Below are 24,926 nucleotides of genomic sequence, written 5' to 3'. Positions count from 1 at the left end.
GATCATGCCCGCAGCCCAGACCGCCTCCTCCGCCAAGCCAGTCCGCTTCGATGGCACCGACAGCTACGTCGCCACCGACGATCTCAAGCTCGCCGTGAACGCCGCCCTCACCCTGCAGCGCCCGCTTCTCATCAAGGGCGAACCCGGCACCGGCAAGACGATGCTGGCCGAGGAAGTGGCCCGCGCGCTGGGACGGCCGCTGCTGCAGTGGCACATCAAGTCCACCACCAAGGCGCACCAGGGCCTGTATGAATACGACGCCGTCTCGCGGCTGCGCGATTCGCAGCTGGGCGACGAGAAAGTCCGCGATATCCGCAACTACATCGTGCAGGGCACGCTGTGGCAGGCGTTCCAGTCGCACGAGCCGGTGGTGCTGCTGATCGACGAGATCGACAAGGCCGACATCGAGTTCCCCAATGACCTGTTGCGCGAACTGGACCGCATGGAGTTCCATGTGTACGAGACGCGCGAGACCATCTCCGCGCGCCACCGTCCGCTCGTCATCATCACGTCCAACAATGAAAAGGACCTGCCCGACGCGTTCCTGCGCCGCTGCTTCTTTCATTACATCCGCTTTCCCGATCGCGACACGATGCGCGACATCGTGGCTGTCCACTATCCGGATCTGAAGCAGGACGTGCTGCGCGCCGCGCTGGACACGTTCTTCGCGCTGCGCGATGCGCCCGGCCTGAAGAAAAAGCCGTCCACATCTGAACTGCTGGATTGGCTGCGCCTGCTGCTGGCCGAGGACGTCTCGGCCGCGCAGATCGACGCGCACACCGCCACCGCCGTGCCGCTGATGGCCGGCGCGCTGCTCAAGAACGAGCAGGACGTGCATCTTCTTGAACGCCTGGCGGCCATGACGCGCGGCGGCCAGCGCCGCTGATCCCGCATCCAAGGGCGGCACGCACATGCTGATCGACTTCTTCTATCACCTCCGGGCGCACAAGCTGCCGGTCTCGGTCAAGGAATACCTGACGCTGGTGGACGCCTTGCGCCAGGACCTGATGTCGCCCACGCTGGACGAGTTCTACTTCCTGGCGCGCGCCACGCTGGTCAAGGACGAATCGCTCTACGACCGCTACGACAAGGCGTTTGGCGCGTACTACCGCGGCATCGAGGCCGCGTTGCCCGCAGGCAAGGAGATCCCGCTCGACTGGCTCATCAAGCAGTTCGAAAAAAGCCTGTCGCCCGAAGAAAAGGCCGCCATCGAAAAGCACGGCTGGGACAAGCTCATGGAGCTCTTCAAGGAGCGCATGGATGAGCAGAAGGAGCGCCACGCAGGCGGCAGCAAATGGATCGGCACCGGCGGCACGTCGCCCTTCGGCAACGGCGGCTATCACCCCGAAGGCATCCGCGTGGGCGGCGCATCGGCCGGCAACCGCACGGCGGTCAAAGTCTGGGACATGCGCCAGTTCAAGGACTACGACGACCAGGTCGAGCTGGGCACGCGCAACTTCAAGGTGGCGCTGCGCCGCCTGCGCCGCTTCGCGCGCCAAGGCGCCGATCTGGAACTGGACCTGGACGACACCATCGCCAGCACCGCGCGCAACGCCGGCCATCTGGACCTGCGCATGGTTCCGGAACGCCACAACACGGTAAAAGTGCTGATGCTGCTGGACGTGGGCGGCAGCATGGACGACCACATCGGCCGCGTCGAGGAACTGTTCTCGGCGGCCCGCAGCGAGTTCCGCAACCTCGAGGTCTATTACTTCCACAACTGCCCGTACGAAAGCCTGTGGCAGAGCAACCGCCGGCGCCAGAACGAGCGCTTCGACACCTGGGACGTGCTGCGCAAGTACAACCCGGACTGGCGCCTGATCATCGTCGGCGACGCCACCATGAGTCCCTACGAGATCCTGCAGCCCGGGGGCTCTGTCGAACACTACAACAAGGAGCCCGGCGCAGAATGGATGCGCCGGCTGCTGGACGCCTGGCCCAAGTCGGTGTGGCTGAACCCCGAGCCCACGGCTTCCTGGCAGTACCGCCAGTCCATTGCGTTGATGCGCGACATCATGCAGGACCGCATGTATCCCGTGACCGTCGCCGGGCTGGAGCAGGCGATGCGGATGCTGTCGAAGTAGAGGCCGCGGGCGTTAGCCGTCGACCGGGTTTGCCGGCGTGTTCAGCGTCAGCTGATAAAAGGCCAGGTCGAGCCAGCGGCCGAATTTGAAGCCGGCCTCGCGGATGGTGCCGGCATGCACGAACCCCAGCTTTTCATGCAGGCGGATGCTGCCCTGATTGGAAGCATCGATGCCGCCGACCATGACGTGCACGCCGTCGGCGCGCGCCCGTTCTATCAGGAGGCCCATCATCGCCTCGCCCAGGCCGCGTCCGCGAAAACGTCCGTCCACGTAGACGGAATGCTCGACCGAATACTTGAACGCCGGAAACGCGCGGAACGTGCCGTAGCTCGCGAACGCCATCAATTCGCCGTCTTCGTTTTCCAGTCCCAAGACCGGAAAACCGCCCTGCTCCTTGGCCTGGAACCAGCCCTGCATGGCCTCGCGCGGCCGCGGCTTGTAGTCGTACAGCGCGGTGGAGTTCGCGATGGCGTCATTGAAAATGGCCAGGATCTGGTCGGCGTGGCGCGCGTGCGAGCACTGGACCAGGGTGGAGCCTTGCGGGGCGCGGAGTTCGGCGGGCGTCGTCATGGCCAGGATTTTAGCGACCGGGCCGCGCGCCGCCTACCGGCGTGAACAGGGCACGGGGCGAAAAAAAACCGGCGATGACGCCGGTTCAGTGAAACGTTGCCGCTTCTGGCCACTCTCAGGCGGCGCGGCTCTCCACAGATCGATGCGCGCCGTTTCCCGCATGGCGCAAACCGGGGCACTGCCGCCATGCCAATTCGTCGGCGTCCATGTCCAGGTCGAACAAATCTTGCGCGGCGGGCCACGGATGGGAGCGCGCGGTGGCGCCCTCCATTTCAAGCACATGGCCGGCAAATCCGCGAGGCGATCCGCCGCACTCCGCGAAATACCGCTGGGAACTCAGGTCCACCACGTAGGTGGTCATGTCATGGGTCAATATGGCCACGTATTGGCCGTCATCACTGGCATAAGCGTACTGAAACTGTCCTTTGATGCCGTCGCCGTTCAAGGCATTGCCGGTCAGTTGGGACAAGGCACGCGTGACGATCTCGGTCAGCATGGGTCGTTCCTCCGTAGAATGCGCCAGCAGGATGCCGGCGGCGAAGGCGCGAACGACAAGCACCGGCGCCGCGCTGCGGCGGCGTCTGGCGTTGGACGGGAAGCCGGTAAAACGGCTGTCGCGCATCCCGTCGGCAACAGCGAATGCGTGCTTAAAAGCTTACACCCGCGACCGGAACCGATTCAAATCCCCAGGGAAATCAGCGTTGCCGCACCGCAGCATCAACCCGGATGCGGCTTCGCGCCGCTTATGCCGCCGCAAACACCGCAGCGTCTGGAGCGCCCCCCGCATCGCGCCGGCGGCGCCAGGCGTCCCGCCCGATGCGATACAGCACATGGGCGCGCAAAGGATGGCCTGGCGGGACGGCCGGGTGGTCGAAGGGCTGCGGGTCGGCCGACATGCCCAGGCGGTCCATCACCGCGCGGGACCGCTGGTTGTCCGTGGCGGTGAAGGCGACGATCTCGTCCAGCGCGACCTGCTCGAAGCCCACGCCGAGGGCCGCGCCGGCCGCCTCGCTGGCATAGCCCCGTCCCCAGAATGACTGCGCGAGACGCCAGCCGATTTCCACGCCGGGCGCAAAAGGCAAGGCAGGCGCCAGCGGCTTGATGCCCACGAAGCCGATGAAGGGCGCCACGCCGGGCGCTTCCACCGCCCAGAAGCCCCAACCGTGCTCGTCGATGCCCGCAGCCAGCCTGTCGGCCAGGGCATCGCTTTCCTGTGACGTGAGCGGCAGCAGGAACTGCGTCACTTTCGGATCCGCGTTCAGGGCCGCAAAGGGCTTGCGATCGGCGGCCCGCCATTGCCGCAGCACCAGGCGGGGCGTTTGGACTTCGACGGTCAGGGACATAGGGATTTCCTCGGCATTGCGGCTGGCGCTGAAGCGATGCGGCGGCTTTGGCCGGGGGCCCGCCGCAGCGCCTGAACCATTGCCAACGTATACACTCCAACGGATTCTGCCATGCCAAAGGAATGATCCGCCATGCGCTTGTCCCTGTCGAAGCTGCCGCGCCCCCTGGGCGTGCTGCTGTTTTCCTCCTTCCTGGCCTTTCAGGCCGGAGCCGCCAGCCTGCCAGCCGGCGTCACGGAGGCCGCCTCGATCGAAGGCATCACCGAATATCGCCTGGCCAATGGTCTGCGGGTGCTCCTGGTACCCGACGAATCCAAGCCGTCCACCACGGTCAACATGACCTACCTGGTGGGCTCGCGCAACGAAAACTACGGCCAGACCGGCATGGCGCACCTCTTGGAGCACATGCTGTTCAAGGGCACGTCCACCACGCGCAACGCGATGGGCGAGTTCTCGCGCCGCGGCCTGCAGGCCAACGGGTCGACTTCCAGCGACCGCACCAATTATTTCGCCAGCTTCGCGGCCAACCCCGAGACGCTGAAGTGGTATCTCGGCTGGCAGGCCGATGCGATGGTCAATTCGCTGATCGCAAAGGAAGACCTGGACTCGGAAATGACCGTGGTCCGCAATGAAATGGAAAGCGGCGAGAACAATCCTTTCCGCATCCTGATGCAGAAGATGCAGTCGGCGGCCTACCAGTGGCACAGCTACGGCAAGAACACGATCGGCGCCCGCTCGGACGTTGAAAACGTGGACATCGCGCAGCTGCGCGCCTTCTACCACGAGTACTACCAGCCCGATAACGCCGTGCTGATCGTGGCGGGCAAGTTCGACCCGCAGACGACGCTGGCGGACATCGAGGCCACGCTGGGCAAGCTGCCCAAGCCCGACCGCAAGCTGCCGCCGGAATACACGGTGGAGCCGGCGCAGGACGGCGAGCGGTCGGTGACGCTGCGCCGCACGGGCGGCACGCCGCTGGTCGCGGCGATGTATCACATCCCCGCCGGCGCCAGCGCGGACTTCGTGCCGTTCGACCTGGCCACCACGATCCTGGCCGACACGCCGTCGGGCCGTCTGTACCATGCCCTGGTTCCGACCAAGCTGGCCTCGGGCGTGTTCGGTTTCACGATGGAAAATCTGGATCCGGGACTGGCGATGTTCGCCGCGCAACTGACGCCGGGCAAGGACCTGGACGCGGCCATGACGGCGCTGACGGGTACGCTGGAGTCGCTCGACAAAAAGCCGTTCACGCAGCAGGAGCTGGACCGCGCGCGCAGCAAGTGGCTGACTTCGTGGGAACAGACCTACAGCGACCCCGAACAAGTGGGCGTGGCGCTGTCCGAAGCGATCGCCGCGGGCGACTGGCGTCTCTTTTTCCTGCAGCGCGACCGCGCGCGCCAGGCCACGCTGGCCGAAGTGCAAAAGGCCGCGACGACCTATCTGGTGCAGAGCAATCGCATCGAAGGCCGCTACATCCCGACCGAAAAGCCGGTGCGCGCGCCGCAGACGCAGCGCGTGGACCTCACGGCGGTGTTCAAGGACTACAAGGGCGACCCGGACTTCAAGGCCGCCTCGGCGTTCGATCCCTCGCCAGCCAACATCGACAAGCTGACGAAGCGCACGACGCTTGACCTGCCCAATGGGCCGGTGAAACTGGCGCTGTTGCCCAAGGCCACGCGCGGCAGCCGCGTGCAGGCGCAGATGCTGATTCAATTCGGCAACGAAAAGGACCTGCTGGGCCAACGCGTGAATTCCAGCGCAGCCGCCGACCTGCTGCTGCGCGGCACGGACAAGCTGACGCGCCAGGACATCCAGGACCGCCTGGACAAGCTGCAGGCCGAGCTGGGCTTTAGCGGCGGCGGCACGACGCTGAAGGTAGCGATGTCGACCAAGGGCGAAAATCTGCCCGAGCTGACGGCGCTGGCGCTGGAGATCATCCGCAACGCCAGCTTCCCGAAGGAACAAGTCGAGGAATACCAGCGTCAGCTCGAGACCTCGATCCAGAACGCGATGACGGAGCCGTCGGCCCTGGCCGGCCGTACGCTGGCCCGCCACGACAATCCGTGGCCTGCCGATGACCTGCGTTACGTGCCGACGTTCGAAGAGTCGCTGGCCAGCGTGCGCGCGCTGAATCGAGAGGCGCTGGCCAAGTTCCACGCGACGTTCTACGGCGCGGGCGACATCGAGTTCTCGGCGGTGGGCGATTTCGAGCCGGAAGCGGTGGAAAAATCGCTGCGCGCGGGACTTGCCGGCTGGAAGAAGGCGCCGGCCTATACCCGCGTGCCGAACCCGTATCGCGACGTGCCGGCCAAGCAGTTCGACATCAATACGCCGGACAAGGCCAACGCGTTCTATCTGTCGCGCATGCCGCTGAAGCTGCAGGACACGGACGCGGATTATGCGGCGCTGTATCTGGCCAACTATCTGTTCGGCGCGTCGGAAACGTCTCGGCTGTGGAACCGGGTGCGCGAGACCGAAGGTCTGTCGTACAACGTGCGCAGCTCGCTGTCGGTATCGTCGTTCGAACCTGCCGCAAGCTGGAGCATCTATGCGATCTACGCACCGCAGAATCGCGAGCGCCTCGAAAAGGCAATCAATGAGGAACTGGCGCGGGTCCTGAAGGATGGCTTCTCGGACAAGGAAATCTCGGAGGGCATCACGGCGCTGCTGAACTACCGCAATTTGGCGCGCGCGCAGGACGATGTGTTGGCCAGCACCTGGCTGGACTATCTGGAGCGCGGTCGCACGTTTGCGTGGTCAGCCGAGATGGACAAGAAGATCTCGGCCTTGACGCCAGAGGCGGTGAACGCCGCGCTGCGCAAGTACGTGCGTCCGGACGGATTCAGCACGGCGCTGGCGGGTGACTTCAAGAAGCCCTGACGCATTGCCGCATGGAAAGCCCCTGCTTCGGCAGGGGTTTTTTTTGCATAGTCGATCTGTTCCGGTGGAGCGGGCAGGCGGGAAACGGATTCAACCATTCCATTGATGGGGATAATCCGTAGCCCTGCATCTATTACTCGGTTATTTGGAAAGATGTTTTCAAGGAATAAGGGTTTATCCCAGGTAGGATGACGAGGACAATTCAGTTCATCGGGAACAGCAAACGAACACGACGGAGCGCCGCCGGATTCGGTCCCCATTTACGACGAATTGGAGGTCTCAATATGAAAACCCTAGCCACTACCCTTTTCCTATCCCTGGCCCTGGCCGGTGTCGGCGCACAAGCCGCCGGCGTCGAGCAAGCAAAGAGCAGCGCCCAGGTGGCGACTGAACTGCATGAAGCGAAAGTCAGCGGCCAGTACACCTTCGGCGAGCTGGACTATCCGCCCGCCCTGCCCCAAAAGACCAGCCTGAGCTCGCAGGAAGTGCAAGCCCAGCTGCAACAAGCCAAGGTCAGCGGCCAATACACGTTCGGCGAATTGCAGTACCCGCCGGTCGTCGCCGCCACGGGCGCCGCGAAGTCGCGTGCCGATGTCCAGCAGGAACTGGCGCAAGCGAAGGCCAGCGGTCAATACACGTTCGGCGAGCTCGAATACCCGCCGATCAGCCGGTGAGCTGCTTGCTGTAGCCCGGCCGGCCTCGGGTGGCATCATGGCCTGAGGCCGGTATTTTCGGCACACAGCGGCGGTGGAAGTAGCAGTAGTAGTTGTTGTAGTTGAAGTTGCAGTAGTTGCAGTTGAGGTAGCAGTTGTAGTTGAAGTTGCTGTGATGTAGTTGCAGTCAGCAGTTGAAGTTCGCAGTTGAAGTTCGCAGTTGAAGTTCGCAGTTGAAGTTTGAAGTTGCTGTATTAGTAGTTGCAGTAGCAGTAGCGAAGAGGCCGTGGCGATGCGTCACGGTCTCTTTTTCTTTGGCGGTTCATGCCTGGCGAGGATCTGGGTTCTTGTGGCGCCCGGCGCGGCCACGGCGCCCGGCGCGTGGGGCCACGATTGCGGTCCGGAGCCTTCGCTCCGGACTTCCCCTGCCTCATCCTCGTCATCGCCTACGGCGATTCCTTCGGATTCCGTTGGGCTTATCGACGCCCCACGCACCGGGCGCCGCAGCCACACCGGGCTCGCGCCGTGGAGAACACGACGGGCCTCGGGGCGGGTGGTTTGCTTGGCGTTTTTTTCGCGGTTTTGGTGGTTCGGAAGATCTTGCCGGCCCGCGCTGCGTCGGCCGCGCGGGCGGCCTCGCAGCGCTTACGCGATGTGGTTCGGTTTCGGGTGCTCGCTGCGCGCGGATGGCAAGCCGCGGGAAGCCGGATCTGAGTACGGGTGGCTGTATCTCGTGGTAGTGGCAAGTGAACGCAGCGGGTTGGCAGCGGGTGGCTCCGGCATCCGCATTCCGCATATCCGTAATTTTTAGAAACCCTTCGATTTCTTGGCTATTTGGAAGGTGGTTTCATGCGTGCGGGTTTATTCGAGTTTCTTACGGTACGCCGCATCGGCCCACCTGATATGTACTGGGTCGTGATGCAGGGACGCGGGACTCGATCTCTCTTAAAACAAACTGGAGCTCTCACACATGAAAATCCTGGCCACCACGCTGTTCTTTTCCCTGGCCCTGGCCAGCACCGGCGCGCATGCGGCGGGCGCTGAACACGGGAAGTCCGGCTCTCAGGTCGCGGCCGAGTTGCAGGAAGCCAAGCTGACCGGCCAGTACACGTTTGGCGAAATGGACTATCCCGCCGCTTTGCCCCGCACCTCCGGCCTGACCGAACAGGAAGTGCAAGCCGAGCTTCAACAAGCCAAGGCCAATGGCGAATACACCTTTGGCGAACTGGATTACCCGCCGGTCGCTCGATAAGCAGCCGGATGTGGGCGGGCCGATATTGAAAGGCCCGAAAAAAAAGCCGCGACTCTCGTCGCGGCTTTTTGCTGAAGCTTGGCGTGATCAGCTGAAGAATTCCTTGACGCGGTCCGTCCAGGATTTGCTTTGCGGCGAGTGGCGGTCGCCGCCGTCGTTCAACGACGCTTCGAACTGGCGCAGGATGTTCTTCTGGTCTTCGCTCAAGCGCACCGGCGTTTCCACCACGACGTGGCAGTAGAGGTCGCCGGGGTAGCTGCCGCGCACGCCGCGGATACCCTTGCCGCGCAGGCGGAAGGTCTTGCCGGACTGGGTGCCTTCAGGGATGGAGATCTCGGCCTTGCCGCCCAGCGTCGGTACCTGGAGTTCGCCGCCCAATGCCGCGGTGGTGAACGGGATGGTCAGCTCGCAGTGCAGGTCGTCGCCGTCGCGCTGGAAGATCTTGTGCTGCTTGATGTGGATTTCCACATACAAGTCGCCCGGAGGGCCGCCATTGATGCCGGGTTCGCCATTGCCGCTGGAGCGGATGCGCATGCCGTCGTCGATGCCGGCCGGGATCTTGACCTGGAGGGTCTTGTTGCGGCGGATGCGGCCGACCCCGTCGCAGGACGGGCACGGGTCCGTGATTTCCTTGCCGTTGCCGTGGCAGGTCGGGCAGGTTTGCTGGACGCTGAAGAAACCTTGCTGCATGCGCACGGCGCCCGAGCCGCCGCAGGTGCGGCAGGTCTTGGGCGAGGTGCCGGGCTTGGCGCCGGAGCCGTGGCAGGTGTCGCAGTTTTCCCAGCTGGGGACGCGGATTTCCGTGTCGAAACCGGCGGCTGCCTGTTCGAGGGTGATTTCCAGCGCGTATTTGAGGTCGGCGCCGCGGTACACCTGGGGACCGCCGCCACGACGGCCACCGCCGCCGCCGCCGCCGAAGATTTCGCCAAAGATGTCGCCGAACGCGTCGGCGAAACCGCCGCCCATGCCCGCGCCGCCCATGCCGGCGGCGTTGGGGTCGACGCCGGCGTGACCGTAGCGGTCGTACGCGGCGCGCTTTTGCTCATCGCCCAGGACCTCGTAGGCTTCCTTGGCTTCCTTGAACTTCTCTTCGGCTTCTTTGCTGTCCGGATTGCGGTCCGGATGGTATTTCATGGCCAGCTTTCGATAGGCCTTCTTGAGATCGTCGTCCGAGGCGTTTTTCGCCACGCCCAAGACGTCGTAATAGTCGCGTTTTGCCATGATCCGTGGGCTCGAAACCGAGCCTTCTTTTCAGTGCTACAGAATGAGTTCGCCCGGTAGGCGGATTTCTCCGGCTACCGGGCGGCAGAGGCAGGTCAGCGCCCGGCCATTATTGGTCGCGCTTGACTTCCTTGAAGTCGGCGTCGACGACGTTGTCGTCCACCGGCTTCGCGTTGTCGGCCGCTTGCTGCTGGCCGGCGGCTTGCTGCGCCTGCATGTCGGCGTACATCTTTTCGCCGAGCTTTTGCGATGCGGTCGACAGGGCTTCCACCTTGGCGTCGATCGCGGCCTTGTCGCCTTCCTTCAGCGTGTCTTCCAGGTCCTTGATGGCGGCTTCGATGCTTTCCTTTTCGGAAGCTTCGAGCTTGTCGCCGTACTCGGTCAACGACTTGCGGGTGGCATGCACCAGCGCATCGGCCTGGTTACGCGATTGGGCCAGTTCGGCAACGCGGTGATCTTCCTCGGCGTTGGCCTCGGCATCCTTGACCATGCGCTGGATCTCGTCTTCCGACAGACCCGAGTTGGCCTTGATGGTGATCTTGTTTTCCTTGCCGGTGCCCTTGTCCTTGGCGGACACGTGCAGGATGCCGTTGGCGTCGATGTCGAAGGTGACTTCGATCTGCGGCATGCCGCGCGGCGACGGCGGGATACCTTCGAGGTTGAACTCGCCCAGGGCCTTGTTGCCCGCAGCGATTTCGCGCTCGCCCTGGAACACCTTGATCGTCACGGCCGGCTGGTTGTCGTCGGCGGTCGAGAACGTCTGCGAGAACCGGGTCGGGATCGTGGTGTTCTTCTGGATCATCTTGGTCATGACGCCGCCCAGGGTTTCGATACCCAGGGACAACGGCGTGACGTCCAGCAGCAGCACGTCCTTGCGGTCGCCCGACAGCACGGAGCCCTGAATGGCGGCGCCAGCGGCGACGGCTTCATCGGGGTTCACGTCCTTGCGCGGATCCTTGCCGAAGAATTCCTTCACCTTTTCCTGAACCTTGGGCATGCGGGTCATGCCGCCGACCAGGATCACGTCGTCGATGTCGGAGACCTTCACGCCGGCGTCCTTGATGGCGACGCGGCACGGCTCGATCGTGCGTTCGATCAGTTCTTCGACCAGCGCTTCCAGCTTGGCGCGCGTGATCTTCAGGTTCAAGTGCTTGGGACCGGAGGCATCGGCCGTGATGTACGGCAGGTTGATTTCGGTCTGCTGCGCGGACGACAGTTCGATCTTGGCCTTTTCGGCGGCTTCCTTCAGGCGTTGCAGCGCCAGCACGTCCTTGGACAGGTCAACGCCTTGTTCCTTCTTGAACTCGGCAATGATGTAGTCGATGATGCGCTGGTCGAAGTCTTCGCCGCCCAGGAAGGTGTCGCCGTTGGTCGACAGCACTTCGAACTGCTTTTCGCCGTCCACGTCGGCGATCTCGATGATGGACACGTCGAACGTGCCGCCGCCCAGGTCATAGACAGCGATCTTGCGATCGCCCTTTTCGGTCTTGTCCAGGCCGAACGCCAGCGCCGCGGCGGTGGGTTCGTTGATGATGCGCTTGACTTCCAGGCCCGCGATACGGCCGGCGTCCTTGGTGGCCTGGCGCTGGCTGTCGTTGAAGTAGGCGGGCACGGTGATGACGGCCTCGGTCACTTCTTCGCCCAGGTAGTCCTCGGCGGTCTTCTTCATCTTGCGCAGCACGTCGGCCGACACTTGGGGAGGCGCCATCTTCTTGCCGCGCACTTCAACCCAGGCGTCGCCGTTGTCGGCCTTGACGATGGCGTAGGGCATCAGGTTGATGTCCTTCTGCACTGCCTTTTCTTCGAACTTGCGGCCGATCAGGCGCTTCACGGCGTAGAGCGTGTTGCGCGGGTTGGTCACGGCCTGGCGCTTGGCAGGCGCGCCGACCAGAGTCTCGCCGTCATCCATGTAGGCAACGATGGAGGGGGTGGTGCGAGCACCTTCGGCGTTTTCGATGATCTTGACCTGCCCGCCGTCCATGACAGCCACGCAGCTGTTGGTCGTTCCCAGGTCAATGCCAATAATCTTGCTCATGGTGGGTTACCTTGATTATTAAATCTATGAAAAATTGGGGAAAACTGCTTGTCCCCCCATAACTGGGGCTGCCCAAAGGGTTTTTCAAGACGCCGGGCTGGAATTTTCGGCGCCCGATTCCTGCAGGCGGTGTATCGCCGCTGTGAACTGGGGCAATCCGGGCCAGCCGGTGATGCGCCCCAGGCGCTTGCCGGACCGGTACAGCACAAAAGTGGGGACGCCATGCAACGAAAAGCGGCGTCCCAGCGGCTCATCCGCATAGACATCGGCCTCGAACCACGTCAGGCCAAGCCCCACCAGCGTTTCCTGGTGCAGCAGCGCCGCCTGTTTGAACAGATTGCAGTTGTAGCAATCCTGGCCCCACAGGAAGACACAGCGCAGGTCCGCCCCGGGCGCTTGCACCACGGCCGCATCGAATCCCGCGGTGTCGACATGGCGCATGCCGAACACCTGGAATACCTGGGCCGGGTCAAAGCGCGGGTCGGTCATGGTGGGACGCGGTTCAGCCCTGCCCGGCCGACACGACCACCAGCGCGGGGCGCAAGGTACGGTCGGCAATCACATAGCCCTTCTGCAGCAGTTGCACCACCGTGTTGGCGGGCTGCTCGTTGGGAATGGACGAAATGGCTTGGTGCTGGTGCGGATCGAACTTGTCGCCCTGGGCGGGCGCGATTTCCTTGAGCAGGTTGCGCTCGAACGCGGCGGCAAGCTGCTTGAGGGTGACTTCGACGCCTTCGCGCAGGGTTTCAACCGTCTGATCGGGCTGGGCCAGGGCAGCTTCCAGGCTGTCCTTGACCGGAACCAGGCTTTCGGCGAACGACTCTATGCCGAACTTGCGCGCCTTGGACACTTCTTCCTGGGCGCGGCGGCGCACGTTTTCGGCTTCAGCTTGCACACGCAGAAGCTGGTCGTGCTGCTCGTTGACGGTAGCCTGGGCGGCGTCCAATTGGGCGCGCAACTCGTTCAGCTCGGCCTGCGCGGCGTCCTGGGCGGCGGGAGCCGCATCGGCGCTCTGGCCGACTTCGGGCGCCTGGTCAGCAGGCTCGTGGGGTGCCGTCATGGGGAATCCTCCAAAAAGAATGGCTTTCGCAGACATGAATGGGGGCCAATACCCCTAATTCAAGCCCGGTTAAGCGAAATATTCCCCGGGCGCGGCCCGAAGGCCGGCCGCCCGCTGACCGAACGGCTACTTCTTGCTGGGCTGGGCGGGGGCCACGGGGTCGCTGGCCGGAAAACTTTCCTTCAGCGCGCGGTCCACGCGCTTGTCATCGGCATCCGGATCCGACGGAATCGCGACCGGGTCGCTGGCCGGGAAGGTATCGGCCAGGGCCTCGTCCAGGTCATGTTCGACGCGGTCCTCGTCGACGGGAGTGGTGACTTTGCCCTTCTTGACCGTCTTTCCAGTCTTGGGATCATGGTGCATGCGCCTTCTCCTTCAAGTCCGTGGCTGCTGGTATCCACCCCTGCAAGTTTCGTTCCACCAGACCGGACAGCCCCGCGATCCAGGCCGGGTCGTCATTGATGGCAGGAATGTAACGGAACTGTCTGCCCCCCGCCTCGAGAAAGGCGTCGCGGCATTCCAGGCTGATTTCTTCCAGGGTTTCCAGACAGTCTGCCACAAATCCCGGGCACACCACATCGACCTCGGTGACGCCGGAGGCGGCCAGGGCCTTCAGGGTCGGCTCCGTGTAGGGCTCCAGCCAGCGGGCCGAGCCGAACCGGCTCTGGAAGGTCACTTCGATCTGGTCGCGGGGCAGGGACAGCCGCTGCGCCAGGAGCCGGGCCGTTTCCATGCAGTCGCGGTAGTAGGGATCGCCCAGTTCGATGGAGTAGCGCGGCAGGCCATGAAAGCTCATGACGAGCTTCTGCGGCTTGCCGTGTTCGGCCCAGTAGCGCTCGATGCGCGCGGCGAGCGGGTCCAGGTAGGCGGGCTCGTCGTGAAAGCGCTTGATGAAGCGCATCTCCGGCTGATCGCGCAGCTTGCCCATGTAGCGGGTGACCGCGTCGACCACGGTGGCGGTGGTGCTGGCGGCGTACTGGGGATATAGCGGCACCGTCAGGATGCGCTCGCAGCCCTGCTTGCGCATGTTTGCGATCACCTGGGGGATGGAGGGGTTGCCATAGCGCATGCCCAGCTCGACCACGGCATCCACGCCGGCCGCCTGCAGGGCGGCGCGAACGCCATCGGTCTGGCGTTGGCTGTAGACCATCAGGGGCGAGCCGTCCTTCATCCAGATGCCGGCGTAGCGCGGCTCCAGCCGCTTGGGCCGGCGCACGAGCACGATGCCGTGCAGGATGGGCTTCCAGAGGTAGCGGGGGATTTCGATGACGCGCGGGTCGGACAGGAATTCGCCGAGATACTTGCGGATGTCCTTGGGCGACGTCGTGTCGGGCGTGCCCAGGTTGACCAGCAGCACGCCGACCTTGCCGGGCACGCGCGGCGGCGGGTCCTCGTTGAAGGGGTCTTCTTGGTGGGGCTCAGGAAGGTAGCGCTCAGGCCAGAGATACTTGAACAGGCGAAGAAACACAAAAACTCCCCTTCCTCCGCAAGGAGGATGTAGCTTTGAATGGGACTACTGGTTGTGGCTGAGGGCGTTGGACAGCAGGCGCGCCGTGATGTCCACGATGGGTATGACCCGCTCGTAGGCCATGCGGGTCGGACCGATGACACCCAGGGTGCCGACCACCTTGCCGTCCACGCCGTAAGGCGCCGTGATGACGGAGACGTCTTCGAGGGGCACCAGTTGCGAATCGCCGCCGATGTAGATCTGCACGCCCTGCGCGCGGCTCGACACGTCCAGCAACTGCAGCAGATCGGTCTTTTTCTCGAACAGCGAAAACATCTTGCGCAGCCTGTCCATGTCGGACGCGATGTCAGTGACGTCCAGCAGCTTGCGCTCGCCCGAGATGACCACGGCGTCGCCGTCCTCGGCCGCTTCGGCGCTGGCCTCGACGGCGGCCTGCATCAGGCGCGAGATGTCTTCGCGCAACTGGGCCAGCTCGGTCGACAGGGTCTGCCGCACGGCATTGAACGACTTGCCGGCAAAGTGCATGTTGAAGAAGTTGCCCGCTTCCAGGAGTTCGGATTCGGCGTAATCCCGCTGGACGAAAAGGATGCGGTTCTGCACGTCGCCATCGGGCGTCACGATGATGAGCAGGACGCGCTTGTCGGACAGGCGGATGAATTCGATCTGCCGGAACACCTGCGCCCGCTTGGGCGTGAGGACCACGCCGGCGAACTGCGTCAGGTTGGACAGCAGCGCCGCGGCCGCATTGACCGCGCGGGTGGGTTCGGCGGCCGAGAGCATTTCACCCATGTTGTGCGGCTGCAGCTGGTACGACTGCACCGACAGCAGCGAATCGACGAACATGCGGTATCCGCGCGGCGTGGGAACTCGGCCGGCGGAGGTGTGCGGACTGTGGATCAGTCCCAGCTCTTCCAGGTCCGCCATGACGTTGCGGATGGTGGCCGGAGACAAGTCAAAGACTTTAGATAGCGTCCGCGAGCCGACTGGCTGCCCATCGGCGATGTAGCGTTCTATCAACGCTTTCAGTAAAGCGCGTGCGCGGTCATCCATAGCGGCTATTTTAGGGAATCTTTTCAGGTTGAGGCGATTTTTGTCCCGCAACACAATATACGGCCCCATATAATCGGCTAATTGGCCCATTCTGGGCACGTTCAGCTTTGCGGTTTCGCCCTTTTCATTCTTACGCAGCCATGCATTTTCCTATAGTCGCCCTGATCGGCAGATACCAGGACACCGGCCTGGACACACCGCTGAGAGCACTTGCGCACGCGCTGACGCAGGCGGGCCGCCATGTGCTGATCGATGCGGACACGGCGCGCAATACCGGGCTGACCGAATACCCCATCGCCACGCTCGAGGAAATCGGCAAGACCGCCTCGCTCACCGTGGTCATGGGCGGCGACGGCACCGTGCTGGGCGCCAGCCGCCATCTCGCGCCTTATGGCATGCCGCTGATCGGCATCAACCACGGGCGCCTGGGCTTCATCACCGACATCGCCCTGCAGGACGCGCACGCCGCGCTCGCCCGGGTGCTCGAAGGCAGCTTCCAGATCGAAGACCGCATGCTGCTCGAAGGCAGCGTGTGGCGCGGCGACCAGAAGATGTATTCCGCGTCGGCCCTGAACGACGTGGTCCTGAACCGCGCGGGCCGCGGCGGCATGATCGAGGTCCGGGTCGAACTGGACGGCGCCTTCATGTATACGCAGCGCGCCGACGGCCTGATCATCGCCACGCCTACCGGCTCCACCGCCTATGCGCTGTCGGCCAATGGCCCCATCCTGCACCCGGGCATGAACGCCATGGTGCTGGTGCCGGTGGCGCCGCAAACGCTCTCGAACCGGCCCATCGTCATCCCGGACACCGGCGTGCTCAACATGACGCTCACGGCCATGGGCCGCGTCGAAGTCGGCGCCAGCGTGCACTTCGACATGCAGACCTGGTCCGACCTGCAACCGGGCGACCGCATCGTCGTGCAGCGCGCGCCCTACACCATCCGATTCGTGCATCCCGAAGGCTATAGCTTCTTTTCCACCCTGCGCCGCAAGCTGCACTGGAACCTGATGCCCGAAGCCTCCGACAACGTAGAGTAGTTAGCGCCCCTTATGCTGCGCACCCTGCACATCCGCGACTTCGTCATCGTCGAACAGACCGAGATCCACTTTGGCCCCGGCTTCACCGTCTTTTCGGGAGAAACCGGCGCCGGCAAATCCATCCTGGTCGATGCGCTGGCGCTCACCCTCGGAGAGCGCGGCGATGCCAGCATGTTGCGCGAAGGCGCGGCCCGTGCCGACATCACCGCGGTGTTCGACACCCCGGCGGCGCTGCAAGCGTGGCTGGCCGAACGCGAAATCGACGCCGACGACGAACTCTCGCTGCGCCGCGTCATCGATGCGCAAGGCCGCAGCCGCGCCTACATCAACGGCACCCCGGCCACCGTGGCGCAACTGCGCGAACTGGGCAACAGCCTGGTCGACATCCACGGCCAGCACGCGCACCAGAGCCTGATGCGTCCCGACGCCCAACGCGACCTGCTGGACGCGCACGGCGGCCACGGCGACCTCCGCCACGCGGTTGGCCAGGCGTGGAAGCAGTGGCGCGCCTTGGCCCGTCAGCTGGAATCGGCCGAAAAAGACGCCGAAAGCCTGGCCTCTGAGCGTGAACGCCTGCAATGGCAGGTCGACGAACTGGACCGGCTGAACCTCGGGCCGGACGAATGGGACGCCCTGCAATCCGAGCACACGCGCCTGTCGCATGCGCAATCGCTGCTGGATGGCGCCTCACAAATCCTTGAAACGCTGGACGGCGAAGGCGATTCGGCGCATCACCGCCTGACGGCCGCGAACCAGCGCCTGCAGCAGATGCTGCGGCATGATCCTGGCCTCAAGGGCGTCCATGACGAACTGGAATCGGCACGCATCGCCATCAGCGAAGCCGTGTCCGACCTGAACAACTATGTCAGCCGGGTCGACCTGGACCCCAAGCGACTCGCCGACGTGGAAGCGCGGCTGGGGCTGGTGTTCGAGACCGCCCGCAAATTCCGCACCGACCCCGATGCCCTGTGCGAGCTGCGCGAATCGCTGCATTCGGAGCTTGCAGCCTTGCAGGCCGCCGGCGACATCGACGCGCTGCGCGCCCAAGCAGCCTCGGCGCAGGCGCAATACGACACGGCCGCCGCCAAGCTGACCACCGCCCGGCGCAAGGTCGCCAAGGATCTGGGCAAGCAGGTCACCCAGGCGATGCAGACGCTCGCGATGCAGGGTGGCCGCTTTGAACCGGCGCTCGCCCCGTCCGCGCCGTCCGCGCACGGCAACGAACAGGTCGAATTCCTGGTGGCCGGCCACGCCGGCACCACGCCGCGTCCGCTGGCCAAGGTCGCCTCGGGCGGCGAACTGTCGCGTATCTCGCTCGCGCTGTCGGTCATCGCCAGCCGCGCGGCGCGTGTGCCCACGCTGATCTTCGACGAAGTGGACAGCGGCGTGGGCGGCGCGGTGGCCGAATCCGTCGGCAAGCTGCTGCGCGAACTGGGCGAACGCCATCAGGTGCTGTGCGTCACCCACTTGCCCCAGGTGGCCGCGTGCGCCAACAACCAGTTTCTGGTCAGCAAGGCCGAGTCCCGAGGCACCACCCGGTCCAGCATCGAACCGCTGGACGCCCCGGCCCGCGTCGAGGAAATCGCGCGGATGCTGGGCGGCATGAAGCTCACGGCCACCACGCGCGAACACGCGCGCGAAATGCTGGAAGGGTTCGGCCAGACGACGCCTTGAGTCTGCGGCCTGCCGGCGCCACTGGCCCCAGCATGCAAAAAGCCCCTTCATTCAGAAGGGGCTTTTGTTTTTGGCTACGCAGCCGGATGTACCGGCCTCACGGCTGCCCGCCCAGGCTTAGCGGCCTTTGAGGCAGCTGCCGCAGATGCCGTACAGCACCATCGCGTGGCTTTCCAGCGCGAAGGCGTTGTCCTTGGCGATCTTTTGCTGGCGCTTTTCGATCTCGGGATCCGAGAACTCGACGACCTTTCCGCAGTTGGTGCAGATCAGGTGGTCGTGGTGGTCGCCGTCGTTGAGCTCGAAAACGGCCTTGCCGCTGTCGAATTGGCTGCGCGCCAGGATGCCGGCCTGCTCGAACTGCGTCAGCACCCGGTAGACGGTAGCCAGGCCGATTTCGACGTTTTCGCCGATCAGGGCGCGGTAGACGTCTTCGGCGCTCAGGTGCCGTTCACCCGATTTGCGGAAAATATCAAGAATCTTCAGGCGCGGGAAAGTCGCCTTCAAACCCATGTTTTTCAGTTCGCTTTGGTCGCTCATGGTGTAATCGCTCTCCGTCCGCGTTGGCATGGGCAAGGACTGGGGTCACCGCAAGCCGGCTCGCCGAATTCATGCCGCCTCGCGGAACTATCCTTATGAAACCTTTATGATAACGGTTTTGCTTGCTTCCAAATAATAGGGGCGCGTAGTGTCCATGTTTGCACGTATTCCCTCCCGCTCTCTGAAGACCGGTTTGGCCGTTGCCGCCCTGGCCGTTGCCTTGGCGGGCTGCACCTCGAACAAATGGGGCTTCCCGTACAAGGCGCCGGTCCAGCAGGGTAACTGGATCACGCAGGAACAGGTTGCGCTGCTCCAGCCCGGCATGACCCGTGAACAAGTCCGCTTCGCGCTCGGCAGCCCCACGCTCACCAGCGTGCTGCACGCCAATCGCTGGGACTACCCGTACTACTTCAAGCCGGGCTACGGCAACCCGCAAGAGCGCAAGTTCACCGTCTGGTTCGAAAACGACCGTCTCACGCGCTGGGAAGGCGATAAGCAGCCCGATCTGCAGCCTTACCAGATCAACACGCCGGACGCCGTTGCCGACGAAAAGGCCGACGAGCGCCTGGCCCGGGACGAAGCCCGCGTCGGGCAAGAGCAGGACGAACAGAAGCGCGACGCCGATGCACCCGCCAGCCCGCTCAACCAGTACCCGGGCCAGCCCGGCATCGCACCCGAGCCGCTGCGTTAACTCCAAGGATTTTTTTATGCGTATTGCTATCGCCGGCGCAAACGGCCGCATGGGCCAGATGTTGATCGAGGCCATCCTGAAGGCCGACGGCCTGAAACTGGCCGTTGCGCTGGACGTGCCGGGCTCGGCCGCGCTGGGCCGCGATGCCGGCGCCACGCTGGGCAAGCAGACCGGGGTTGCCCTCACCGACGACCTGGACGCGCTTGCGGGCGCTGACTGCCTCATCGATTTCACCCGTCCGGAAGGCACGCTCAAGCATCTGCAGGCTTGCGTGAAGCACGGCGTGAAGGCCGTCATCGGCACCACCGGCTTTGACGATAATGGCCGCGCCGCGATCGAAGTTGCCGCGCAAAAGACCGCCATCGTGTTCGCACCCAACATGAGCGTGGGCGTCAACGCAACGCTCAAGCTGCTGGACATGGCGGCCCGCATCCTGAACGCCGGCTACGACGTCGAAGTGTTCGAAGCCCATCACCGCAACAAGGTCGATGCGCCTTCCGGCACGGCGCTGAAGATGGGCGAGACCATCGCGTCGGCCTGGGACGTCGCGCTGCCCGACGTTGCCACCTGGAGCCGCCACGGCGACACCGGCGTGCGCAAGCCCGGCACCATCGGTTTTTCGGTGCTGCGCGGCGGCGATATCGTTGGCGATCACACGGTGTCGTTCTGCGGCATCGGCGAGCGCATCGAGATCACGCACCGCTCGTCCAGCCGGGCCACTTACGCCGAAGGCGCGCTGCGCGCTGCGCGCTTCCTCGATGACAAGACCAACGGACTTTACGACATGCAGTCCGTGCTGGGGCTGTGATTTCCGGCGCCAAAAGCTAAGGACCCCGCGGGGTCCTTTTTTCATGCCTGCAAGCCTGCCCGGTCACACCACGACCGGCTCGGGCTCCAGGCGCACGCCATAGCGATCGGCCACAGCATCCTGCACCGCGCGCGCCAATCCCATGATGTCCGCGGCGGTGGCGCCGCCGCGATTGACGAGCACGAGCGCCTGGCGGTCATGCACGCCCGCCGCCCCCAGCGCCCTTCCCTTCCAGCCGCACTGATCGATCAGCCAGCCTGCGGCCAGCTTGAAGCGGCCGTCAGCCTGCGCGTACGACACCAGGCCAGGAAAGCGCTGCGCCAACGCGTCACGCTGCGCGGCCGGCACGATGGGATTCTTGAAGAAGCTGCCGGCATTGCCCGTGACCGCGGGATCGGGCAGCTTGGCGCGCCGGATCTCGCACACCGCATCGAAGACATCGCGCGCGCTGGGCGATGCGCCCGACAGCCGCGGATGGCGTTGCAGATCGGGATACGCCAGCACCGGCCGCCACGGCCGCGGCAAGGCAAAGCGCACGCTCACGATGATCCACCGCCCGGGCGCATCATGCTTGAACACGCTGTCGCGGTACGAGAACCGGCAATCGGCGGCCTGCATTTCCACAAAGCGCGCCTCGCGCACATCCCAGGCCGTCAGGCTGTGAAGGCGTTCCTGCAGCTCGACGCCATAGGCACCGATGTTCTGCACGGGCGCCGCCCCCACGGTGCCGGGGATCAACGCCAGATTTTCCAGGCCATCCCATCCCTGCGCGACGCAGGCCGACACGAATCCATGCCAGCTCTCGCCGCCTGCCGCTTCAACGATCCACGCGTCCGGCCGCGACTCCAGCAGCCGCACACCTTCGAAGGCAACGCGCGCAACCAGGCCGGGCACGCGCTCGGGCAGCACCACGTTGCTGCCGCCGCCCAGCACGAGCAACGACGGCGCCGTTTGCGCCAGGGCGGACAAGGCGGGCAATTGCGCGGGCTCGTGCAGCGCGACGAACGCATCGGCCCGGGATGCCAGTCCCAACGTATTCAGACCAGTGAGGTCATGCTCGGACGGAGACAAGGAATCGGGCGCGGATCCCGCGAAGGAATTTGACATGAGTGCTACGAGGTATGCTATAGTTTCTGTCTTCGCTCAGTTTACTTGATTGAGTGCTTGACCCGATTTACAGCGTAAATCGCAGCCAGCCAGACCGGCTCAGGACAAGCTCAAAAAATCGTGCTAGACTGCGCGCCTTCTGATCGATAACCAAGTTGATCAGAGTGAATAAGAAAAGCGGTTCTGGGCAGTTTACGGAACCAATGCGGGAGTAGCTCAGTTGGTAGAGCGCAACCTTGCCAAGGTTGAGGTCGCGAGTTCGAGACTCGTCTCCCGCTCCAGATTTTGATCTGCAGCGCTTTTTCAAATCGCTGCAGACCGTTGAAGCAAGGGCCGAAAGGCCCTTTTTTCATGCCTGAAGCACCGGGTTCGCCAACGCAGGCGCATCGGCTTGATGGATGAAAAAATTAATGTATACTCTCGCCTCGCTGATCGGCCAGCCGCCAGAATTCTCAAGATTCAAACGGACCCTCAGCGTTGCGGTCAGTGTGCAAATGCGGGAGTAGCTCAGTTGGTAGAGCGCAACCTTGCCAAGGTTGAGGTCGCGAGTTCGAGACTCGTCTCCCGCTCCAGATTTCGGTCTGCAGTGCAAAGACCCTTAAAAGCATGTACAATCGCTTTCTTTGCTGAACAGCCCTGATACCAATACAGGCTTTCACTAAAAGCAAATAAAGCAGTAGTAAAGCTGTACCGCAAAGCAGTACGGCAAAGCAGTACCCCAAGCGGGAGTAGCTCAGTTGGTAGAGCGCAACCTTGCCAAGGTTGAGGTCGCGAGTTCGAGACTCGTCTCCCGCTCCAAATACAAAGAGGAAGCAACGGCACACACCGCGCTTCCTTTTTTCTTGCAAGTGCTGGCGCAATGGCAGAGTGGTTATGCAGCGGATTGCAAATCCGTGTACGTCGGTTCGATTCCGGCTTGCGCCTCCAGCATCTTTTTCCCTCCCCCCTGCATCTCGTTACCCATCCCTACGCCCGGTTAGCCGGATGATTGTTATGGTGACCCCGTTTTCATTTGAACGATGAGTCCATGCACAACATCCCGGAATCGCACCCGCGCCGCTTTGCTACCCGCCCCGCTTTCCTGAGCCTGTCCGCCGCCGCGTTGATCGCATTTGCGCCCCTTGCCGCGGAGGCTGGCGACAAGCACCATCACCACCGCCACAAGGGCGGCGAGTACAAGGAAAAGTATTGGGATGGCGCCTGTAAGGTCGAGCGCAAGTGGAAGCGCAATGGCGACTACAGCGAAAAGCGCAAATGCCGCGACGACTATGCGTATGGCTACGCGCCGCAGCCCGTGGCCGTGCCTGTGATGCCTGTTCAGCCCGGCATCGTCATCTCGCCCACCATCGTCATCCGCCCATAACACCATGGATCAATCGGTGAAAGACGCCCTCGCCCGCTGGCCGAATGTGCCGGCGGTCTACGGCTGGCTGTCGCTCGATGTGCGCGGGCGCTGGCGCCTTCATCCGCAAGGTCAGGCCAATGAAGGCGGGCCGGGCGAGCCGATCTCCAACACGCAGATCCTGGAATTCATCGGCCGCAATTACGACCATGACGATGTGGGCCGCTGGTTTTTCCAGAACGGGCCGCAACGCGTGTTTGTGCGGTTGGACGCGGCGCCTTATGTGTTGCGCCTGGCCGATGACAATCGCGGCCTCATCACGCATACCGATGCGGCCGTCGGCGCAGTCAGCGGGTGGTGGCTGGATGACGAAGGCCGGCTCTTCGCATCGACGCCCCTGGGCGCCGGCATCGTGCTGGACCGCGATCTGCAGCCGCTGCTCGAAACCATGCAGACGGCTGCGGGCGCGCCCCTGATGGACGCGCTGGCGGGCTTGACGCCCGGCCAGTCGATCAGCGTGGCGTGGCCAGACGTTTATGTGGACGCGCCGCTGCATTCGATTGCGCAGGGGGACATTGCCGATCGCCTGGCATTCGACCCCGCGCCGCACGCCGGCGCGGGCTGAAAAGGCGCGTTCAGCGCCGGCCGCTCTTGACCAGAGCGAACTTGCCGTCGCCCAGCAGCGCCAGCACGGCAGCTGCGACGGTCAGGAAGATGGGATATTCCCAGCCGCCGCCCGGGTTGCCGAATCCCCAGCCGTTGCCAAAGTGGACCGTCGACGCAGCGAAGAGCTGCACAACGGCAATGGCAGCCACCCAGCGCGGCACCACGCCCAGGATCAGCAGAATGCCGCCCGCCACCTCAAAGAACGTCACGGGATAGGCCAGCCAGCCGGCAAAGCCGATCTTCGTGAAAAACTGCGCCGTGCCGGGCAGAGTGAAGACCAGCAGCTTGGTCAGGCCGTGGGCCAGGAACATCACGCCCAGCGCCACGCGCAGGAGCAGTGCCGCATACGGCGCGGTACGGGAATCAATCATTGCAGTCATCCTTGTGCAGAAACGGATCGCTCAAAACGGGGCGAACCTTCATGAAGCCGTATTCTTGCGATTCCAAAAACAAAGATAAACATGCAGAATTGCAAATTATTGTTCCTCGATAGGAAACAATCTTGGACACCCACACCGCCATGCAGACCTACGCCAAGGTCGTTGAACTAGGTTCATTCGCGGCGGCCGCCGACAAAATGGGCCAGGCGCGCTCCGTGGTCACGCGGCAGATTGCCTATCTGGAGCAGAAGTATGGGGTCCGCCTGCTCAACCGCACCACCCGCAAGCTGAGCATGACCGATGCCGGGCGCGCCTTCTACGAGCGGGTGCGGCCCATCCTGGCCGAGGTCGCCGACCTGGAACTGTCGCTGCAGGCGGAAGGCCAGCGGCCCAGCGGGCGGTTGCGGGTCAGCGCCCCCGTATCCTTCGGCATCCTGCATCTGGGACCGGCGATTGCCGAGTATCTGCAGCGCTATCCGGATGTGGTGATCGACCTGGACCTGAACGATCGCGTGGTGGATCTGGTCGAGGACGGCTACGACGTCGCGGTGCGCATCGGCCCGCTGGTGGATTCATCGCTGGTGGCCCGGCCGCTGGCCCCGCAGCAACTGCTGGTGTGCGCGGCGCCCTCGTACCTGCAACGCCACGGCGCCCCTGCCGTGCCTGAAGACCTGAAGCAGCATCGCTGCCTGCACTACGCCTACGCAAGCACAGGCAACGAATGGCATTTCGAAAAGGATGGCGTGACGCACCTGGTGCGCGTGAATGCGGCGCTGCGGGCCAATAATGGCGACGTGCTGCGCACCGCCGCGCTGGCCGGCCACGGGATCATCCTGCAACCGGAATTCCTGGTGGGCGACGACATTCGCGCCGGCCGCCTTACCGCCTTGCTGACCGGCTACGCGCACACCCCAATCTCCATGGTCGCCGTCTACCCGCACCGCCGCTTCCTGTCGCCCAAGGTGCGGTCGTTCGTGGAACACCTGGAAGCCCGTTTCGGCAGCCCCGCGCCCACGCCGCCGGGACGGCGCGCCACGACCCGCCGCAGCCGTTAGAATCGTACCC

At 64.0% G+C, this 24,926-nt stretch carries 24 protein-coding genes, 4 tRNA genes and 1 pseudogene; 16 read left to right on the top strand and 13 right to left on the bottom strand.

The window, feature by feature from the left end; translation table 11 throughout:
- Window positions 1-4: 4 nt before the first annotated feature.
- Window positions 5-886 carry an AAA family ATPase gene (locus HV786_RS02485; protein WP_062840388.1) on the top strand — a complete coding sequence of 294 codons (882 nt, stop codon included), beginning with the start codon at window positions 5-7 and terminating at the stop codon, window positions 884-886.
- Between the two features lie 25 nt (window positions 887-911).
- The gene (locus tag HV786_RS02480; protein ID WP_056321305.1) at window positions 912-2,084 is read left to right on the top strand and encodes a vWA domain-containing protein; all 1,173 of its coding nucleotides are present in this window, start codon (window positions 912-914) and stop codon (window positions 2,082-2,084) included.
- Between the two features lie 12 nt (window positions 2,085-2,096).
- Here the strand turns inward: HV786_RS02480 and HV786_RS02475 are convergent, their stop codons facing one another.
- The 3 genes from HV786_RS02475 to HV786_RS02465 form a co-directional block, all read right to left on the bottom strand.
- The gene (locus tag HV786_RS02475; RefSeq protein ID WP_128830084.1) at window positions 2,097-2,654 is read right to left on the bottom strand and encodes a GNAT family N-acetyltransferase; all 558 of its coding nucleotides are present in this window, start codon (window positions 2,652-2,654) and stop codon (window positions 2,097-2,099) included.
- A gap of 115 nt (window positions 2,655-2,769) precedes the next feature.
- Entirely contained in the window at window positions 2,770-3,150 is a 381-nt protein-coding gene (locus HV786_RS02470) for a hypothetical protein (RefSeq protein ID WP_056322693.1), read from the bottom strand.
- A 247-nt stretch (window positions 3,151-3,397) separates the two neighbouring features.
- On the bottom strand, window positions 3,398-3,997 hold the full coding sequence (locus tag HV786_RS02465) for a GNAT family N-acetyltransferase (RefSeq protein ID WP_128830083.1): 600 nt from the start codon (window positions 3,995-3,997) through the stop codon (window positions 3,398-3,400).
- Between the two features lie 132 nt (window positions 3,998-4,129).
- On the opposite strand from HV786_RS02465, the gene HV786_RS02460 reads away from it, so the two are divergent.
- From HV786_RS02460 to HV786_RS02450, 3 genes and pseudogenes are all read left to right on the top strand, one after another.
- Window positions 4,130-6,877, top strand: coding sequence for a M16 family metallopeptidase (locus tag HV786_RS02460; RefSeq protein WP_128830082.1), 2,748 nt, complete (start codon window positions 4,130-4,132; stop codon window positions 6,875-6,877).
- Window positions 6,878-7,161: 284 nt separating this feature from the next.
- The gene (locus HV786_RS02455) at window positions 7,162-7,551 is read left to right on the top strand and encodes a DUF4148 domain-containing protein (protein WP_128830081.1); all 390 of its coding nucleotides are present in this window, start codon (window positions 7,162-7,164) and stop codon (window positions 7,549-7,551) included.
- 949 nt (window positions 7,552-8,500) lie between these two features.
- Window positions 8,501-8,767 (top strand): annotated as a pseudogene (locus HV786_RS02450) (DUF4148 domain-containing protein); the annotation flags it as partial.
- Window positions 8,768-8,869: 102 nt separating this feature from the next.
- Here HV786_RS02450 and dnaJ read toward each other — a convergent pair.
- The 7 genes from dnaJ to hrcA all read right to left on the bottom strand — a co-directional run bounded on the left by dnaJ (window position 8,870) and on the right by hrcA (window position 15,616).
- Entirely contained in the window at window positions 8,870-10,003 is a 1,134-nt protein-coding gene (gene dnaJ / locus HV786_RS02445; RefSeq protein ID WP_128830079.1) for a molecular chaperone DnaJ, read from the bottom strand.
- Between the two features lie 109 nt (window positions 10,004-10,112).
- The gene (gene dnaK, locus HV786_RS02440) at window positions 10,113-12,038 is read right to left on the bottom strand and encodes a molecular chaperone DnaK (protein ID WP_056321286.1); all 1,926 of its coding nucleotides are present in this window, start codon (window positions 12,036-12,038) and stop codon (window positions 10,113-10,115) included.
- Window positions 12,039-12,122: 84 nt separating this feature from the next.
- The gene (locus tag HV786_RS02435; protein ID WP_062840379.1) at window positions 12,123-12,527 is read right to left on the bottom strand and encodes a thioredoxin family protein; all 405 of its coding nucleotides are present in this window, start codon (window positions 12,525-12,527) and stop codon (window positions 12,123-12,125) included.
- Between the two features lie 13 nt (window positions 12,528-12,540).
- Complete coding sequence (gene grpE / locus HV786_RS02430; RefSeq protein WP_056321280.1) at window positions 12,541-13,098, bottom strand: nucleotide exchange factor GrpE; 558 nt, start codon at window positions 13,096-13,098, stop codon at window positions 12,541-12,543.
- 126 nt (window positions 13,099-13,224) lie between these two features.
- On the bottom strand, window positions 13,225-13,461 hold the full coding sequence (locus tag HV786_RS02425) for a hypothetical protein (protein WP_056321277.1): 237 nt from the start codon (window positions 13,459-13,461) through the stop codon (window positions 13,225-13,227).
- Window positions 13,451-14,566, bottom strand: a complete 1,116-nt coding sequence (hemH, locus tag HV786_RS02420; protein WP_128830078.1) for a ferrochelatase — start codon at window positions 14,564-14,566, stop codon at window positions 13,451-13,453. The genes HV786_RS02425 and hemH overlap by 11 nt, the downstream gene beginning before the upstream one ends.
- 45 nt (window positions 14,567-14,611) lie before the next feature.
- The gene (gene hrcA, locus HV786_RS02415; RefSeq protein ID WP_062840377.1) at window positions 14,612-15,616 is read right to left on the bottom strand and encodes a heat-inducible transcriptional repressor HrcA; all 1,005 of its coding nucleotides are present in this window, start codon (window positions 15,614-15,616) and stop codon (window positions 14,612-14,614) included.
- A 140-nt stretch (window positions 15,617-15,756) separates the two neighbouring features.
- Between hrcA and HV786_RS02410 the strand changes: the two genes are divergently transcribed.
- Together HV786_RS02410 and recN are read left to right on the top strand one after the other, a co-directional pair.
- The gene (locus tag HV786_RS02410; protein WP_056321271.1) at window positions 15,757-16,656 is read left to right on the top strand and encodes an NAD kinase; all 900 of its coding nucleotides are present in this window, start codon (window positions 15,757-15,759) and stop codon (window positions 16,654-16,656) included.
- Between the two features lie 12 nt (window positions 16,657-16,668).
- Complete coding sequence (recN, locus tag HV786_RS02405; RefSeq protein WP_128830077.1) at window positions 16,669-18,330, top strand: DNA repair protein RecN; 1,662 nt, start codon at window positions 16,669-16,671, stop codon at window positions 18,328-18,330.
- 117 nt (window positions 18,331-18,447) lie between these two features.
- Here the strand turns inward: recN and fur are convergent, their stop codons facing one another.
- Window positions 18,448-18,867: a ferric iron uptake transcriptional regulator gene (fur, locus tag HV786_RS02400; protein ID WP_056321269.1), complete on the bottom strand. Its 420-nt coding sequence runs from the start codon at window positions 18,865-18,867 to the stop codon at window positions 18,448-18,450.
- Between the two features lie 154 nt (window positions 18,868-19,021).
- Here fur and HV786_RS02395 point away from each other — a divergent pair, with 154 nt between their 5' ends.
- Entirely contained in the window at window positions 19,022-19,558 is a 537-nt protein-coding gene (locus HV786_RS02395) for an outer membrane protein assembly factor BamE (RefSeq protein ID WP_128830076.1), read from the top strand.
- 16 nt (window positions 19,559-19,574) lie between these two features.
- A complete protein-coding gene (dapB, locus tag HV786_RS02390; RefSeq protein ID WP_128830075.1) occupies window positions 19,575-20,366 on the top strand; it encodes a 4-hydroxy-tetrahydrodipicolinate reductase in 792 nt (263 codons plus the stop codon).
- Window positions 20,367-20,429: 63 nt separating this feature from the next.
- On the opposite strand, the gene murB is transcribed toward dapB, so the two are convergent.
- Window positions 20,430-21,473, bottom strand: a complete 1,044-nt coding sequence (gene murB, locus HV786_RS02385) for a UDP-N-acetylmuramate dehydrogenase (RefSeq protein WP_128830074.1) — start codon at window positions 21,471-21,473, stop codon at window positions 20,430-20,432.
- Window positions 21,474-21,678: 205 nt separating this feature from the next.
- Between murB and HV786_RS02380 the strand changes: the two genes are divergently transcribed.
- The 6 genes from HV786_RS02380 (at window position 21,679) to HV786_RS02355 (ending at window position 23,440) form a co-directional block, all read left to right on the top strand.
- Window positions 21,679-21,754 (top strand) — tRNA-Gly (locus tag HV786_RS02380).
- Between the two features lie 215 nt (window positions 21,755-21,969).
- Window positions 21,970-22,045: transfer RNA gene (locus HV786_RS02375), tRNA-Gly, on the top strand.
- A gap of 150 nt (window positions 22,046-22,195) precedes the next feature.
- Window positions 22,196-22,271 (top strand) — tRNA-Gly (locus tag HV786_RS02370).
- Between the two features lie 55 nt (window positions 22,272-22,326).
- A tRNA-Cys gene (locus HV786_RS02365) sits at window positions 22,327-22,400 on the top strand.
- Window positions 22,401-22,500: 100 nt separating this feature from the next.
- The gene (locus HV786_RS02360) at window positions 22,501-22,836 is read left to right on the top strand and encodes a hypothetical protein (protein WP_175209912.1); all 336 of its coding nucleotides are present in this window, start codon (window positions 22,501-22,503) and stop codon (window positions 22,834-22,836) included.
- A gap of 4 nt (window positions 22,837-22,840) precedes the next feature.
- Entirely contained in the window at window positions 22,841-23,440 is a 600-nt protein-coding gene (locus HV786_RS02355) for a DUF2946 family protein (RefSeq protein WP_128830073.1), read from the top strand.
- 10 nt (window positions 23,441-23,450) lie between these two features.
- On the opposite strand, the gene HV786_RS02350 is transcribed toward HV786_RS02355, so the two are convergent.
- Window positions 23,451-23,852: a DoxX family protein gene (locus HV786_RS02350; protein ID WP_062840371.1), complete on the bottom strand. Its 402-nt coding sequence runs from the start codon at window positions 23,850-23,852 to the stop codon at window positions 23,451-23,453.
- A gap of 131 nt (window positions 23,853-23,983) precedes the next feature.
- Between HV786_RS02350 and HV786_RS02345 the strand changes: the two genes are divergently transcribed.
- Window positions 23,984-24,916, top strand: a complete 933-nt coding sequence (locus HV786_RS02345) for a LysR family transcriptional regulator (RefSeq protein ID WP_056321249.1) — start codon at window positions 23,984-23,986, stop codon at window positions 24,914-24,916.
- Window positions 24,917-24,926 lie beyond the last annotated feature (10 nt).

Origin of the sequence: Achromobacter mucicolens, assembly GCF_902859725.1 — a bacterium.
GTDB classification, from domain to species: domain Bacteria; phylum Pseudomonadota; class Gammaproteobacteria; order Burkholderiales; family Burkholderiaceae_B; genus Achromobacter; species Achromobacter mucicolens.
The sequence above is the reverse complement of the archived record's forward strand: the minus strand, read 5'-3'. Positions and strand labels throughout refer to the sequence as shown.